Annotated in this window: 10 protein-coding genes; 5 read left to right on the top strand and 5 right to left on the bottom strand. The window is 66.3% G+C overall.

Annotated elements, in window-relative coordinates:
* Positions 1 to 11: 11 nt before the first annotated feature.
* The 3 genes from AC3WLX_RS23775 to AC3WLX_RS23765 form a co-directional block, all read right to left on the bottom strand.
* Positions 12 to 1,304, bottom strand: a complete 1,293-nt coding sequence (locus tag AC3WLX_RS23775; protein ID WP_492337801.1) for a cytochrome P450 — start codon at positions 1,302 to 1,304, stop codon at positions 12 to 14.
* Complete coding sequence (locus AC3WLX_RS23770; protein WP_492337800.1) at positions 1,301 to 4,495, bottom strand: adenylate/guanylate cyclase domain-containing protein; 3,195 nt, start codon at positions 4,493 to 4,495, stop codon at positions 1,301 to 1,303. Before AC3WLX_RS23770 ends, AC3WLX_RS23775 begins: the two co-directional genes overlap by 4 nt.
* 447 nt (positions 4,496 to 4,942) lie before the next feature.
* Positions 4,943 to 6,298 (bottom strand): Nramp family divalent metal transporter, encoded by a 1,356-nt coding sequence (locus AC3WLX_RS23765; RefSeq protein WP_492337799.1) that lies wholly within the window; start codon positions 6,296 to 6,298, stop codon positions 4,943 to 4,945.
* 156 nt (positions 6,299 to 6,454) lie between these two features.
* Here AC3WLX_RS23765 and AC3WLX_RS23760 point away from each other — a divergent pair, with 156 nt between their 5' ends.
* Complete coding sequence (locus AC3WLX_RS23760) at positions 6,455 to 7,699, top strand: MFS transporter (protein WP_492337798.1); 1,245 nt, start codon at positions 6,455 to 6,457, stop codon at positions 7,697 to 7,699.
* On the opposite strand, the gene AC3WLX_RS23755 is transcribed toward AC3WLX_RS23760, so the two are convergent.
* Positions 7,700 to 8,971, bottom strand: coding sequence for an adenylate/guanylate cyclase domain-containing protein (locus AC3WLX_RS23755; RefSeq protein WP_492337797.1), 1,272 nt, complete (start codon positions 8,969 to 8,971; stop codon positions 7,700 to 7,702).
* A 161-nt stretch (positions 8,972 to 9,132) separates the two neighbouring features.
* Between AC3WLX_RS23755 and AC3WLX_RS23750 the strand changes: the two genes are divergently transcribed.
* Together AC3WLX_RS23750 and AC3WLX_RS23745 are read left to right on the top strand one after the other, a co-directional pair.
* The gene (locus AC3WLX_RS23750) at positions 9,133 to 10,290 is read left to right on the top strand and encodes an MFS transporter (protein WP_492337796.1); all 1,158 of its coding nucleotides are present in this window, start codon (positions 9,133 to 9,135) and stop codon (positions 10,288 to 10,290) included.
* Positions 10,291 to 10,321: 31 nt separating this feature from the next.
* Positions 10,322 to 10,510 (top strand): hypothetical protein, encoded by a 189-nt coding sequence (locus tag AC3WLX_RS23745; RefSeq protein WP_492337795.1) that lies wholly within the window; start codon positions 10,322 to 10,324, stop codon positions 10,508 to 10,510.
* 9 nt (positions 10,511 to 10,519) lie between these two features.
* Here AC3WLX_RS23745 and dmeF read toward each other — a convergent pair whose 3' ends face one another.
* On the bottom strand, positions 10,520 to 11,485 hold the full coding sequence (gene dmeF / locus AC3WLX_RS23740) for a CDF family Co(II)/Ni(II) efflux transporter DmeF (RefSeq protein WP_492337794.1): 966 nt from the start codon (positions 11,483 to 11,485) through the stop codon (positions 10,520 to 10,522).
* Between the two features lie 193 nt (positions 11,486 to 11,678).
* Here dmeF and AC3WLX_RS23735 point away from each other — a divergent pair, with 193 nt between their 5' ends.
* Both AC3WLX_RS23735 and chrA read left to right on the top strand, forming a co-directional pair.
* On the top strand, positions 11,679 to 12,497 hold the full coding sequence (locus AC3WLX_RS23735) for a chromate resistance protein ChrB domain-containing protein (protein ID WP_291627799.1): 819 nt from the start codon (positions 11,679 to 11,681) through the stop codon (positions 12,495 to 12,497).
* Positions 12,497 to 13,885 (top strand): chromate efflux transporter, encoded by a 1,389-nt coding sequence (gene chrA / locus AC3WLX_RS23730; RefSeq protein ID WP_492337793.1) that lies wholly within the window; start codon positions 12,497 to 12,499, stop codon positions 13,883 to 13,885. Before AC3WLX_RS23735 ends, chrA begins: the two co-directional genes overlap by 1 nt.
* Positions 13,886 to 13,896 lie beyond the last annotated feature (11 nt).

Genomic DNA, 13,896 nt, shown 5'->3' with positions numbered 1-13,896 from the left:
TCTCCCGCCTGCTAGATGAAACTCACGCGCATTTGCGACATCAGCGGTCCGTCATAGGTGATGGCCTTGCCCTTACCCCGCGCCAGTTGCAACTCGGGCAGAGTCAACAGACCGATCAGCGCGCTGGTCAGGATCTCGACCGCGTAGACCATGGCCGGACACTGACGCGTGCCGTATCCGAACATCAGCCAGCGCAGATCTTCGTTCGTGCCCCAGTTGCGCGCCGGAGAAAATTGGCTGATGTCCTTGTCTATCGCGGTATCGAACATTGCGGCGATCCCCCAGATCGCCATCTTTCCGCCGGCGGGACACTTGGCATTGTGCCGCGCACCCGTCTCGAATTCCGTGTCGCGCGGCACATCACGCGCGAGCAGCGGAAAAATCGGGCGGAAACGCAAAAGCTCGAGCACATGGTCTTGCACCAGCTTGCGGAAGGCCTCGCATTCCCAAACCTTCTTCGGACCCTTTTCAAGGAGCTGCTGCGCCTGCGCGCGCAAGGCCTTGTGAACATCGGGACGCCCCAGCAGCTCTTGCACAGCGAGTGCCCCCGATTGCACGGTGACCGGATGCGAGATCCAGGCGAGGCCGACGGCGTTCCGCTTGATGACGTTGAACGGACAGGACGTCCCCCATGCGAGCTGGATGTCGTTGCCCACGCCGGCGATACGCGATCTCAGTGCGTCAGCGTTGAGTTCAGCCCTGCGCTGCACTCTCAGCGTCGCCGAGCTTCCAGCCAGAAGTTGCCCCGCCACATAGCGGATCTCGAGGAGATATTGCCGCTGCAGCCCGGGATCATCAAGGCTTCCGGTCGCGCCCGCTGCCACCCTGTTGGTCGCCTCCCCGAACAGGGGATGCATAGCGCGAAACACGATCCACATCAGGTAATCCTCGATGAGATCGAACGATTTGGCCTTGCCGATCGGCCGGAGCTTCTCAACGTAGTCTCGGGCCGCGATATCGGCCGCGGCGGGCAATGTCGTGTCCAGGACAGCCAACCGACCATCCAGCAGAAGCCTGTCCGCCTTGTATGTGGCGTCGGGATCCATGCCGATCAGATAGTCGCCGGCCGACAGGTTCGCCGCGTGCGCGGTGTTGGAGAAACTGTTCGGCCTGGTCAGCACCTTCTTGACAGCGTCGGCCCGGGCCGCCATGCCCAACCAGCCGCCTACGAACGGCCAATGCCGAAGCACCGCACCGAACGCGCGCAAAGCACCGGGATGACGATTGGCCCAACAGAAGATCCCGTAGAGGAGGCTGCGTAGCCCCGGCGGCATAGCATCAGGAGTGCCAGCTGAGAGCTTCATGCTGCAAACCCGTCCTTCCGCCAATCCACGAGTGCCGCAGTGGCCTGTCTCTGATAGTGGGGCATGCCCAGACGCTCCGCCGCCTCGGCGGTCCGCCTGAAATGCATTTCGGCGCCAGCGAGATCGCCGACCTGCCGCAAGGTCTCGGCAAACTCGTACAGGGCTTCGGTCTGGTGACCGTATTCTTCGGCGGCCTCCTCCACCGCCTTGCGGCCGATCGCGATCGCATCGTCGAGCCGGTCGAGCTTGCGATAGGCGACGCCCAGGCTCACGCGCATGAACGTCCGGCCGTAGGGCCCTGCCGCCTGGTAGATACGATCGGCGAACCCCTTCTCCAGCATCGTCGCCGCTTCGGCGGCCTTGCCGTTGCGCGCGAGCGCGCTGCCGAGGACACCGGTGCAAACCGAAAGCATGGTCGGGACGTTGTGCGTCATGCATTGCTGCACGCCCGTGCGCATCAGGGTCTCGGCACGATCGAGCTCCCGGCTCTCGATCCAGATCTGCGCCTGCACGGTGTCGATCAGCAGACGGGAATAGGGATGGTCGATGTTCGCCAGGATCTCATAGGCCTTGGCGCAGAATGCGTGGCCGGCCGCATTGTCTCCCAGGCGCCAGAGCGTGCTGGCGTGAAACGCATAGAGATTGATGATGGGGATGGCGGCCCATCCGGGTTGAACGCAATGCACCGACAGTTCCGGACCGAAGTCGGAGAGCAGAACCCGGCCTTCCGTGGCGGCCTCGGCGTAGCGGCCGAGAGCATGGAGGTGCATGAGGCGGGTCTGATGCGCTGCCATCATCATATGGCGGCGTTGCGCGAGCCGGGCCGCCTCGAGACCTCGTGAGGCATGCCGCAGACCTTGCTCGAAACGTCCGCGCATCCACAGGAACACCGCCGTCTCGGTCGCTACCGCCGCCCGGGCGCGCTGATCGTTCAGCTGCACCGCGATGGCTTCCGCACGCTCCATATTGCTGAAGATCTCGTCGATCTGCCCGAGCGCCAGCATGGCCCCGATGGCCTCCAGCCGCAGTGCGAGCTCCAGCGCCCGCGCGATCGAGGTGTCTTCGACACGGTGCGCGGCCTGGAGACCCTTCTCAAACAGTTGGAGTGCTTCCTGATTGGCCGAGCGCGAGATGGCACGCGCCAGCGACTTGACGGTGAATCTCGCCGCCTGCTCCCATTCCTCTCCTTTGAAGGCATGGTAGGCCAGCGCCGGCGCGACATCCGCCTCGGTCGCCCCCGGGCGCGCATGCAGCGCCAGGAAGGCCTGCCGATGCAGCGCCTTGAGCCGCGCGCGGGTCAGGGCGCCGAGCACGACATCGCGCACCAGCGCGTGGCGAAATGCGAATGCGTGCTGCTCGAGCCGGCCGCGCGCCTGATCCTGTCCTGCCAGCAAGCCGGAAGCAACGCACAGGCCCAGCAATTCTTCGGAACGTCCGAGGTCGACGGCCTGCATCGCCGCGATCAGTTCGCGTGTGATGGGATCGCCGAGGATCGCCGCGGCCTCGAGCGCGGACTTGGCCGCCTCGGGCAGCCTGTCGACGCGTGCACCGATCACCGCCGCGATCGAGCCCGGCGCGCGCAGCTCTCCCGGCGGCCGCTGCAGGCGGTATGCACCCGGCGTTCCCTCGAGCGAGCCGTCGTCGATCATCGTGATGACCAATTGCTCCAGAAAAAACGGATTGCCGTCGGCGCGCGCAACCAATTCGTTCATGACGCCGAGCACGGATAGATCATCCCCCAACAGGGCACGCGCGAGCCCGAGCATCTCGCCGTCGCGCAGAGGCTCGATCGCGCGCTCTGCAAACCAGGGGACCTGGCGCCACTGATGCTCGAAATCCGGCCGGTAGCTGACACAAACCAGGATCGGCAGTCCCTGGAGTTTTGGAAGCAGGGCCTCGAACAGCCGCCGGCTTTCGCGGTCGGCCAGGAAAACGTCTTCGAGCACCAGCACGAACATCCCCGCCTGGGCGCGTCTGCGCACGAGCCACAGCAATGCCTCGCCAATCCGGCGCCGCCGCTGGACCGGGTTGAGCGACAGCCAAGCCTCGTCCGGCGCCGCCAGCCCCAACAGGTCATTGACCGCGGCGAGATGGGCGGCGCCGTCGGGGGGCCATTGGGCCGCCACGGCCTGCGCGGATCGAGCGTCCGTCACGCTGGCTTGCGGCAGTCCTGCCAGGCTCGCGATCAGGTCCGCAGCGGTGCTGTAGGCGCGCGCGCTGGCGTAGCTTTTCGCCTGCGCAACGCAGACCTCGATGCCCTGGCTTGCAAGCGCGGAGATCCAGTCGGTGATCAAGCGGGACTTCCCGATCCCGGCGTCCCCGCACAGCCCGATCGTTCGCATCGTCCCGGTTCGAACGGCATCGAGATCCCGCGCCAGGATCCGCAATGATTCGTCGCGGCCGACCAGCGGCGCCCAGCGTTGCTTGCGCGTCATCGGCGCCGCCGCCGAACTTTCGGTGGCGACCAAGACCTCGTGGAGTTCGACCGGGTCGTCCAGCCCTCGGACCGACCGCGTTCCCACCGGCCGCGTGTCGATCTGCTGCGCGACGAGGCGCTGCGTCGCGGCACTGATCAGAATGCCGCCGGGCGCAGCCAATTTTTCGAGCCGGGACGCAAGGTGTATCGTCTTGCCGTCCGCACCGTAATGCGACCAGCCGTATTGCCCGACCACACCGACGAGGACCTCGCCGGAATTGATGCCGATGCGCAGCATCGGGCTGGCCACACCCTGCATCTCGTGGCCGGGAATGATCGCTCTCTGCATCTTGAGGGCGGCAAGGCAGGCCCGCAGGGCATGATCCTCCTGCGCCACGGGCGCACCGAACAAGGCGACGAGCCCATCGCCGAGCAACTGGCTCACCGTGCCGCCATAGGTCCCGACCGCCTCGGCCAGATGGTTCAGCGTCTTGCCGAGATAGTTGCGGGAGTCTTCAGGGTCGGAGTGCTGCAGCAGCGACGTCGAGTCGCAAACGTCGACGAAGAGAACGCTGACCTGCTTGTTTTCGGTCAGCATCTGCGACCGGGCCGCGCCATGGCCATGCAGCGAAACAGCACGCGCGTCGCCCGCGATTGCGCCGGCGGCCGAATGTGCGCAGACCTGCTCCGGGGCGGGATCGAGGCGCGCGCCGCACTGGGAGCAGAAGCGATGCTCGCGGGAGATTCGGGCTGAACACGCGGGACACTTGGTCACGGCAGCACACACTCACCAATGATTTCAACGCAGCAATCGACGCTTTCTGGCTTGATCATCGTCCCCTCCAGGACGTGAACACGCGCACTCAAAATCACTCATCAGCCAATGACCTCGCCACCAGCTTCGCGCGCTAACTTCGCGCACAACCCATGAAGTATCCGGAGAAAATGCGATCGGCGCACTCACTCCGGCGCGGGACCGCCGATTATCCCGCCGGGAGTAAAATCAATCCTGAAAAACGCAACGCCATAATATGGCCCGTCAGTGGTCTACGGCCTGAAGCAATTGAAGGTAGTATACCCTCTTCGTACCAATTGAAAAGCGGTCATTCGTCGCTCCGCGACGAAGGCTCTGCCACAGGACGATGTGGAACTCGGAAAGGGTGCGGCCGGGCTCGCGCAAAACTCGCGGGATGTTCCGCACCCGAGAGCGGCAGCTCTGCATTCACCCGAAGAACGTATCGAACAACAGCTTCAAATTCAGGACGACGATCACGCTCGCGATGATCCACGCGATCACGGCAACCGATCTCGGTATTGCGAACTTCCCCATCTTGCGCCGATCCGAGACGAAGCGCACCAGCGGGATGACGGCGAAGGGCAGCTGCATGGACAGCACGACCTGGCTGAACACCAGCAATTCCGCCGTGCCGCGCTCGCCATAGATCGCGGTCACGACGATCACGGGAATGATTGCGATGCCGCGCGTGAGCAGGCGGCGGGCCCAGCTCGGCAGGCGCAGGTCGAGAAAGCCTTCCATCACGATCTGGCCGGCCAGCGTCGCCGTCACCGTCGAGTTGAGGCCCGAGGCGAGCAGCGCCACCGCGAACAGCGTCGAGGCGATACCGAGGCCGAGCAGCGGCGACAGCAGCTCGAATGCCTGTTCGATCTCGGCAACGTCCGAATGGCCGCTCTTGTGGAAGGTCGCGGCCGCCACGATCAGGATCGCGGCGTTGATGAATAGCGCCAGCATCAATGCGATCGTGGAATCGGTCGTCGCCCATTTGATCGCCTCGCGCCGGCCGGTATCGTTGCGCTCATAAGCGCGCGTCTGCACGATCGAGGAATGCAGGTAGAGATTGTGCGGCATCACGGTGGCACCGATGATGCCGATCGCGATGTAGAGCATGTCCGGATTGGTGAAGATCTCGCTCTTCGGCATGAAGCCGCGCAGGACCTCCGCCACCGGCGGGGCCGCAGCAACGATCTGGACGGCAAAGCAGACCGCGATCACCGCGAGCAGCGCCATGACGAAGGCCTCCAGGAATCGGAAGCCGCGGTTCATCAGCAGCAGCAGCAGGAAGGCGTCGAGCGCGGCCAGCAGCGCGCCGCCGATCAGGGGGATGCCGAACAACAATTTCAGCGCGATTGCCGTGCCGATCACCTCGGCGAGATCGCAGGCAATGATAGCCGCCTCGCAGGCGATCCACAGCAGCAAGTTGACCGACCGCGGATAGGAGGCGCGGCAGGCCTGCGCGAGGTCGCGGTCGGTGACGATGCCGAGCCGCGCGGCCAGCGACTGCAGCAGAATCGCCATCAAGTTCGAGAGCAGGATGACGAATAGCAGCGTGTAGCCGAACTTCGATCCGCCGGCCAGATCGGTCGCCCAATTGCCCGGGTCCATATAGCCGACCGAGACGAGATAGCCAGGGCCGACAAAGGCCAGCAGCCGCCGCGACCAGTGGCCGGCAACCGGGATCGAGACGGTGGAATTGACCTCGGCGAGGCTCTTGGTGGTGGGCGCGTCGGCGCGCCAGCCAGCGGCGGTGTCGGCTTTGAGGTGGGGTGATCGGGCATCCATGCCGGCAGAATACCCAAGTTCATTCTTATTGCAACTCATTTGCAACTGCATCTAGCGGCGTGGACTCCGTCCTGACGAGCCTGTCGGGAAGCGGGTGGGTTTCGCGGCTCTCGGAGCCGAATATTGGCGCCAACCCGACGTCGCAGGAAATGAGCCATGTCAAACCCGCCTCGCCTCCCCGACACCTTCGGCCGGCTCGCCTGGTCGAACCTGGCGGCGCAGTCGGCCGAGCAGATCGCTTTGGCGGCAGCCCCCATTGTCGCGGTGCTCACGCTGGGGGTCGCGGAAGGCCAGACCGGCCTGCTGCAGACCGCACTGACCTTGCCGTTCGTGCTGTTCGCCATTCCAGCCGGCGTGCTCGCAGACCGCATCTCGCGTCGCTCCCTGATGGCCGCTGCCGAGGCGCTGCGAGCCGTGGCGCTGGCGACCATCGTGCTGCTGCTGGCGCTCGGCACGCTCGATCTGCCGCTGCTGGCGCTGCTCGGCTTCGCCGCCGTGTGCGGCACCGTGGTCTACAGCGTGGCGGCGCCGGCGCTGGTGCCTTTGCTGGTGACGCCGGATCTGTTACCGGCGGCGAATGCGCGGATCGAGTTGGCGCGCACTATCGCCTTTGCCAGCGGGCCTGCACTCGGCGGGATGCTGGTGGGATGGTGGGGCGCAAGCCCGGCCTTCGGCTTTGCCGCGGCGCTGTCGGCGATTGCGGTCGTCCTGCTCTCGGGCATCTTTGAGCCCGCGCGCACGCCGGCGCCGCGACGCCATCCGTTCCAGGACATCCGCGAGGGCGCGGCATTCGTGTTTCACCATCCGCTGCTGCGGCCGGTGTTCATCACTCAGTTCATCTTCAACACCGGGTGGTTCCTGCAGATCGCCGTGTTCGTGCCCTACGCCGTGCGCCACCTCGGCCTGACCGCGGCCGGCGTCGGCACCGTCCTGACGATGTACGGCGTCGGCATGGTGATCGGCGCGCTCCTCGCCACGCGCGTGATGCGACGCCTCGCCTTCGGCACCGTCGTCGGCCTCGGCCCGGTCACCGGCTTCGTCGCCGCCCTGGTGATGGCGCTGACGGTGCTGGTCCCCTCGCCCTGGCTGGCGGCCCTGAGCTTCTTCCTGCTCGGCGCCGGTCCCATCCTGTGGGTGATCTCGACCACGACGCTGCGCCAGTCCGTGACGCCTCCGCGCCTTCTGGGCCGCGTCTCCGCCATCAACATCATGAGCTACGGCGCCCGCCCGCTCGGCTCGGCGCTCGGCGCGATTGTCGGCGGCCTCTTCAGCGCGGAAGCATGCCTCTACCTCGCTGCCGCCGTGTTCGGCATGCAGGCGCTGGTGATCTGGCTGTCACCGGCGGTCGCCCTCGACCGGCAGCCGGACATGGTGGGAGATGAAGCGGCGGCGCGGTGCTAGTCACTGCCTCGGGCTAACCGCCAGATAGCGCTCGTAGCTTCCCCTGACCGGCTCGCTCGCATCGACCTCCGGATCCAGCGTGTAGAGATCCTGCGCGCGGCCGATGCCACGCAGCGCATAGCGGCCGGTGGAGACGAGATAGCGGCGGCCGGCGGCATCGAGGCCCTTGTAGAACTCGGACGAGGCCAGCAGCTCGCGGTCGACCGAGCGGCTCATCGAGGCGATCCGGCTGACCTCGTTGACGGTCGGGCCGACCACCGTGAAGTCGAGCCGGTCCTCGCTGCCGATGTTGCCGTAGAAGACCTCGCCGACATGCAGGCCGATATAGGCCGACGTCGTCGGCCGGCCGGCGGCCTCGCGCCGCGCGTTCAGCGCCGCGACGTTCTTGCGGAACAGATGCTCGGCCCGTAGCGCGGCGCGGCGCGCATCCGCCATGTCCTCGCCCCAGAACATCGCGAGCACGCCGTCGCCGATCAGCTTCAGCACGTCGCCACCGGCTTCGTGGATCGGATCGATCACGGCCTGCGCGTAGTCGTTGAGGAATGGAATGATCTCGTCGGGCCCGATGCTCTCGCTGATCCCGGTCGAGCCGCGCAAATCCGAATACCACAGCACGGCGTTGATGCGCTCGGTGACGCCGCGCGAGATGCGCCCGCGCAAGACCTGCTCCGAAGCATCGCGCCCGAGATAGACGCGGCCGAGCGTGCGGGCGATGTCGACCTGCTGCGCCGACTTGATCGCGAGCCCCAGCACCGGGACCAGATCGCGCAACGCTTCCAGCTCCAGTCCGGAGAAACCGCTGTCGCGGCGGGTGGTCCAGCAGGAATAGAGGCAATCCATCAGGCCGAGCGCGCCGTTCTCGCCGAAGCGGTGCACGAAGGCGAGATAGTGTTTGTGGCCCTTCTCGGCGAGTTCGCCGATCTGCGAATAATCCATGGAGGGCGCATCGGCGAGATCGATCACCATCTCGTCGTGCCCGTTCTCGAGCATGTGGAAGAACACCGAGCGGCGCCAGCTCTTGGCGGCGTCGCCGTCTGCGGTCGAGCCGTATTCGAACGCATCGCTCTCGTTGCTGGGACGATCGCTCCAGCGGAAGCCGCGTCCCTCGTAGATCGGGTGCAGGGTGTCGATGACGACCAGTCCGCGCGACAGTTCCAGCCCCTCGGCGCGGCAGCGCTCGCAGAAGCCGCGAAGCAGCTCACTTTCAGGCAGGCCCGTCAGCCCCTGGCCGGTCAGCCAGTTCATCAGCGCAAGGCGCGAGGTCAATTGCATGCGCCATTATGGCGTGCATTCGTGACCAACGGAAGGCGGCACCGGCTCGGCAGGAAGGCGCCCCTCCGCAGCAGGTCGAATATGCCGCAGGCGCTGTTGACGCGCTCCCGCCGCAAGCGGCAAATGCACTGAATGACACAGGCGACCAGAGACACGGGGATATGACCCAGCGCCAGCTTCCGATCATCCTGGCGCTCGGCACCACGCAGACCCTGGCCTGGGCTTCCAGCTATTATCTGCCGGCGCTGCTCGCCGATCCCATGGCACGCGACCTCGGCGTCTCCTCCAACTGGATCTTCGGCGCGTTCTCGGCCGCGCTGGTGATCTCGGCGATGCTGGGACCGCGCATCGGGCGGCAGATCGATCTCGTCGGCGGGCGGCAGGTGCTGTCGGCCTCGAACCTGACCATCGCGGCCGGCCTCGTGCTCCTCGGGGTCTCGCACTCGGTCGCGGTGATGGCGATCGCCTGGCTCGTACTCGGCATCGGCATGGCGATGGGGCTGTATGACGCGGCCTTCGCTGCGCTCGGGCGCATCTACGGCACCGAGGCGCGCCGGCCGATCACGGGCATCACGCTGATGGCGGGCTTTGCCTCGACCGTCGGCTGGCCGCTCACCGCCTGGGGCCTGTCGCATATCGGCTGGCGCGAGACCTGTTTTGCCTGGGCTGCCGCCAACATCCTGATCGGACTGCCGCTCAACGTCTTCATGCTGCCAGCGATCAAGGGCGCCAAGCAGGCGGCGGCGAACGCCCAGAAGCTGCATCTGCCGCTCGACCGCACCATGCTTTTGCTGGCGTTCATCTTTGCAGCGGTCTGGACCGTGACCGGCGCCATGGCCGTGCATTTCCCGCGCCTGCTTGAGACGATGGGCGCCACGCATGTCGAGGCGATCGCGGCGGGCGCGCTGATCGGCCCGGCGCAAGTGGCCGCGCGCATCCTCGAAGCCGGCTTTCTTAGCCGCTTCCATCCGCTGTGGTCGACACGGCTCGCCTGCGTCACCCATCCGATCGGCGCCGCCGTGGTTGCCGTCTTCGGCGCTCCCGCCGCGAGCGCCTTTGCGCTGCTCTACGGCTCCGGCAACGGCATCCTGACCATCGCACGCGGCACCCTGCCGCTGGCGATCTTCGGCCCGAAGGATTTCGGCTATCGCCTCGGCATCATCGGCGCGCCGGCACGGATGGCGCAGGCGGTGGCGCCGCTCGCCTTCGGCTTGCTCATCGACGTCATGGGTGCCAAGGTGCTGATCGTCTCCTCCGCGCTCAGCCTCTCGGCGCTGGCCGCGCTGTTCCTGATCCGCACGGGGCCGCGGCCGGATTGACCGGGCCCTAGCTTTCGCGCACAAGCGGGCCATGAGCGAAGACACTCCGCCACGCACGTTCAAAGGCCTGCTGCGCTGGGCGACCACGCCGCCGCAAGCCTGGGGTGTCTACCTCCTCGCCCTCCTCCTGGTCTGGCTGCTCTCGTTCTATGCCGGCACGCTGAAGCCGAAGAAGACGCCGGAAGCGAGCCCGCCGATGGCGATTACGCCGAAGAGCTAATCCCTCACGTCAGTGCGGGCAGGTCTCGACCTCGACGGTGACGTGGCTGAGGCCCTTGAGCCCCGCGAGTCGCCGCTTGTAGACGGCCGGCTGCTTCGGCTGGTCGGAGACCACCGAGAGTAGTACGGCGCAATGGCCCGGGCCAACCTGCCACAGATGCAGGTCGGTGACGCGGTCGTCGCCGACTTCCAAGCGCGCGCGGATCACCCGCTCCAGCTTCTCGTCAGCCCGCGCGTCGAGCAGCACCGCGCCTGATGACTTGATCAGGCCGAACGCCCAGCTCGCGATCACGACGCTGCCGATCAGGCCGACCGCTGGATCGGCCCAGACCCATCCCGAATACATCGCGAGAGCGAGCGCTGCGATCGCCAGCACCGACGTCGCGGCATCGGTCGCGACATGGACATAGGCCGCGCGCAGATTGTTGTCGTGATGATGGTGGTGATGGCCGTGATGATCATGGCCGTGGTCATGATCGTCGTGGCCGTCATGCGCATGACCGTGATGGTGATGATCGTGGCCGTCGCGCAGCAGCCACACGCTGGCGAGATTGACGCACAGGCCGAGCGCGGCCACGGCCATGGCTTCGCCATAGACGATCGGCACCGGATTGATCAGCCGCAGCACGCTCTCATAGGCGATCTCGACCGCGATCAGGCCGAGGATGATGGCGCTGCCGAAGGCGGCGAGATCACCGAACTTGCCGGTGCCGAAGGTGAAATGCGCATTTCCCAGATGCCGCCGCGCGAAGCGATAGGCGAAGGCGGCAATGCCCAGCGCCGCCGCATGCGTGCCCATGTGCCAGCCGTCGGCCAGCAGCGCCATTGAACCGAACAGCGAGCCGGCAACGATCTCGCCGACCATCATGACCAGCGTCAGGACGACGACGAGCCAGGTGCGGCGCTCGTTTTGGTCGTGCTTCTCGCCGAGGAAGGCGTGGTCATGGGTCCATTGTTCGATGGAATGGGAATGCATCGAAGTCTCCCGGAGATTCAGCTCTGCCGGCGCAATATAGATGGCCGGCCCCAATTTTCTAAGGTCCAATCGTCTCGCGGATTGACAGTGCTTCTTAGTTTCGCTGTAATCGGAGCCATGGGGATTTGAGCGATCTCCCCACGAGGCGACACGCCCAAGCATCGCGTCCCGTTTTTTCTTGCGAGGACGCATCATGTCTACATTCACGACGATATCATCCGACAAAATGGCACGGCTGATCGGCACGGCGAACGCGCCCGTTCTGATCGATGTGCGCACGGAGGAGGATTTCGCCGCCGACCGGCGGCTGATCCCCGGCGCCATCAAGCTCGGCCACGACAACGTGACGGACTGGGGCGGCGCCTTCGCCGGGCGCCGCGCCGTTGTCTCGTGCCTGCGCGGCGAGAAGCTGGCCCAGGGCACCGCGGCCTGGCTGCGCCAGCTCGGCGTGCAGGCCGAGACGCTGGAGGGCGGCTTCGAAGGCTGGAAGGCGGCCAAGCTGCCGCTGGTCGACGCCCGCAAGCTGCCGCCGCGCGATGCCCAGGGACGTACCGTCTGGGTGACGCGGGCGCGCCCCAAGATCGACCGCATCGCCTGCCCTTGGCTGATCCGCCGCTTCGTCGACCCCAATGCGGTGTTTCTGTACGTCGCCCCTTCCGAGGTGGTCGCGGTCGGCGAACGCTTCAACGCCGCCCCCTTCGACATCGAGAACGTGTTCTGGAGCCACCGCGGCGAGCTCTGCACCTTCGACGTCATGACCGAGGAGTTTGGCATCGCGACTCCGGCCCTGCTCCGGCTCGCGACGTTGGTGCGCGGCGCCGACACTGCGCGGCCCGACCTCGCCCCGGAGGCGCCCGGCCTGCTTGCGGCCTCGCTCGGGCTGTCGCGGATGTATGACGACGACCTCGAGCAGCTCGAGGCCGGTATGACGCTCTACGATGCCTTCTACCGCTGGTGCCGCGACGCCACCACCGAGACCCACAATTGGCCGACCAACAAGGTGAAGGCGTAATGGACATTCGTACCGTTCAGGCAGGAGCTGGCGCCGGTCACGGCGTCAGCTTCGGGGAAGCCTTTCGCGTCTGGCTGCGCGTGGCCTACTTGAGCTTCGGCGGGCCCGCGGGCCAGATCGCGGTGATGCACCGCATCCTGGTCGAGGAGAAGAAGTGGATCTCCGAAGGGCGGTTCCTGCACGCGCTGAACTATTGCATGCTGCTGCCGGGCCCGGAGGCGCAGCAGCTTGCGACCTATGTCGGCTGGCTGATGCATCGCACCGCCGGCGGACTGATGGCGGGCGGGCTGTTCATCCTGCCCGGCATCATCGCCATCATGGGCCTCAGCTACGTCTACGCCGCCTTCGGCAATGTCAGCTTCGTCGAGGCGCTGTTCTTCGGCCTCAAGGCCGCCGTGCTCGCCATCGTGGTCGAGGCCGTCGTGCGCGTCGGCAAGCGGGCGCTGAGGAACCGCATCATGATCGCGCTCGCAGGCCTCGCCTTCGTCGCGATCTTCTTCTTCGCGGTCCCCTTCCCGGTCATCATCATCGCCGCCGGCCTGATCGGCTATGCCGGCGCACGCAGCGGCCGGCCGGAGTTCGCGCCCGCAGGTCACGGTCATGGTGGAGACGGCGGGGCAGCGATCGACAGCATGCTGGGCGAAGGCGTGCCCGATCACGTCCGTCCCAACACGGGACGCGCGATCCGCGTCGGTGCTGTATGGCTGGCGCTTTGGCTGGTGCCCGTGATCGCGCTGCTGATGGCTTTCAGCCAGGCCAATGTATTCAGCCAGATCGCGCTGTTCTTCTCGAAGATGGCGCTGGTCACGTTCGGCGGCGCCTATGCGGTGCTGGCCTATGTCGCCCAGCAGGCGGTGGAGCATTATCACTGGCTGAAGCCGCACGAAATGCTCGACGGCCTCGGCATGGCCGAGACCACGCCGGGCCCGCTGATCATGGTGCTCCAGTTCGTCGGCTTCATGGCCGCCTATCGCGACCCCAGCGGGCTGTCGCCGATGCTTGCGGCGACGCTCGGTGGCCTGCTCGCGACCTGGGTCACCTTCACACCCTGCTTCCTCTGGATCTTCGTCGGCGCGCCCTATATCGAGCGCCTGCGCGGCAACACGGGCCTTGCCGGCGCACTCAGCGCGATCACCGCCGCCGTCGTCGGCGTGATCCTCAACCTCTCGATCTGGTTCGCGCTGCACACGCTGTTTCGCGAGACAGTGCCGGTGCACGCCTTTCCGCTGAACTTCGATAGGCCGGTGCTGAGGAGCGTGGACATTCCCGCGCTGGTGCTGGCGATCGCGGCGGCGACTGCGATCTTCCGGTTCAAGCTGGGGATGCTGACCGTGCTGGCCGGCAGCTGTGTTGCGGGCGTGGCGCTGCGGCTGGCGGGGGTGATTTAGGGAAAAGAAAG

The organism is Bradyrhizobium sp. FW305-F6 (assembly GCF_058782905.1).
This window is presented reverse-complemented; position numbering and strand designations above follow the sequence as displayed.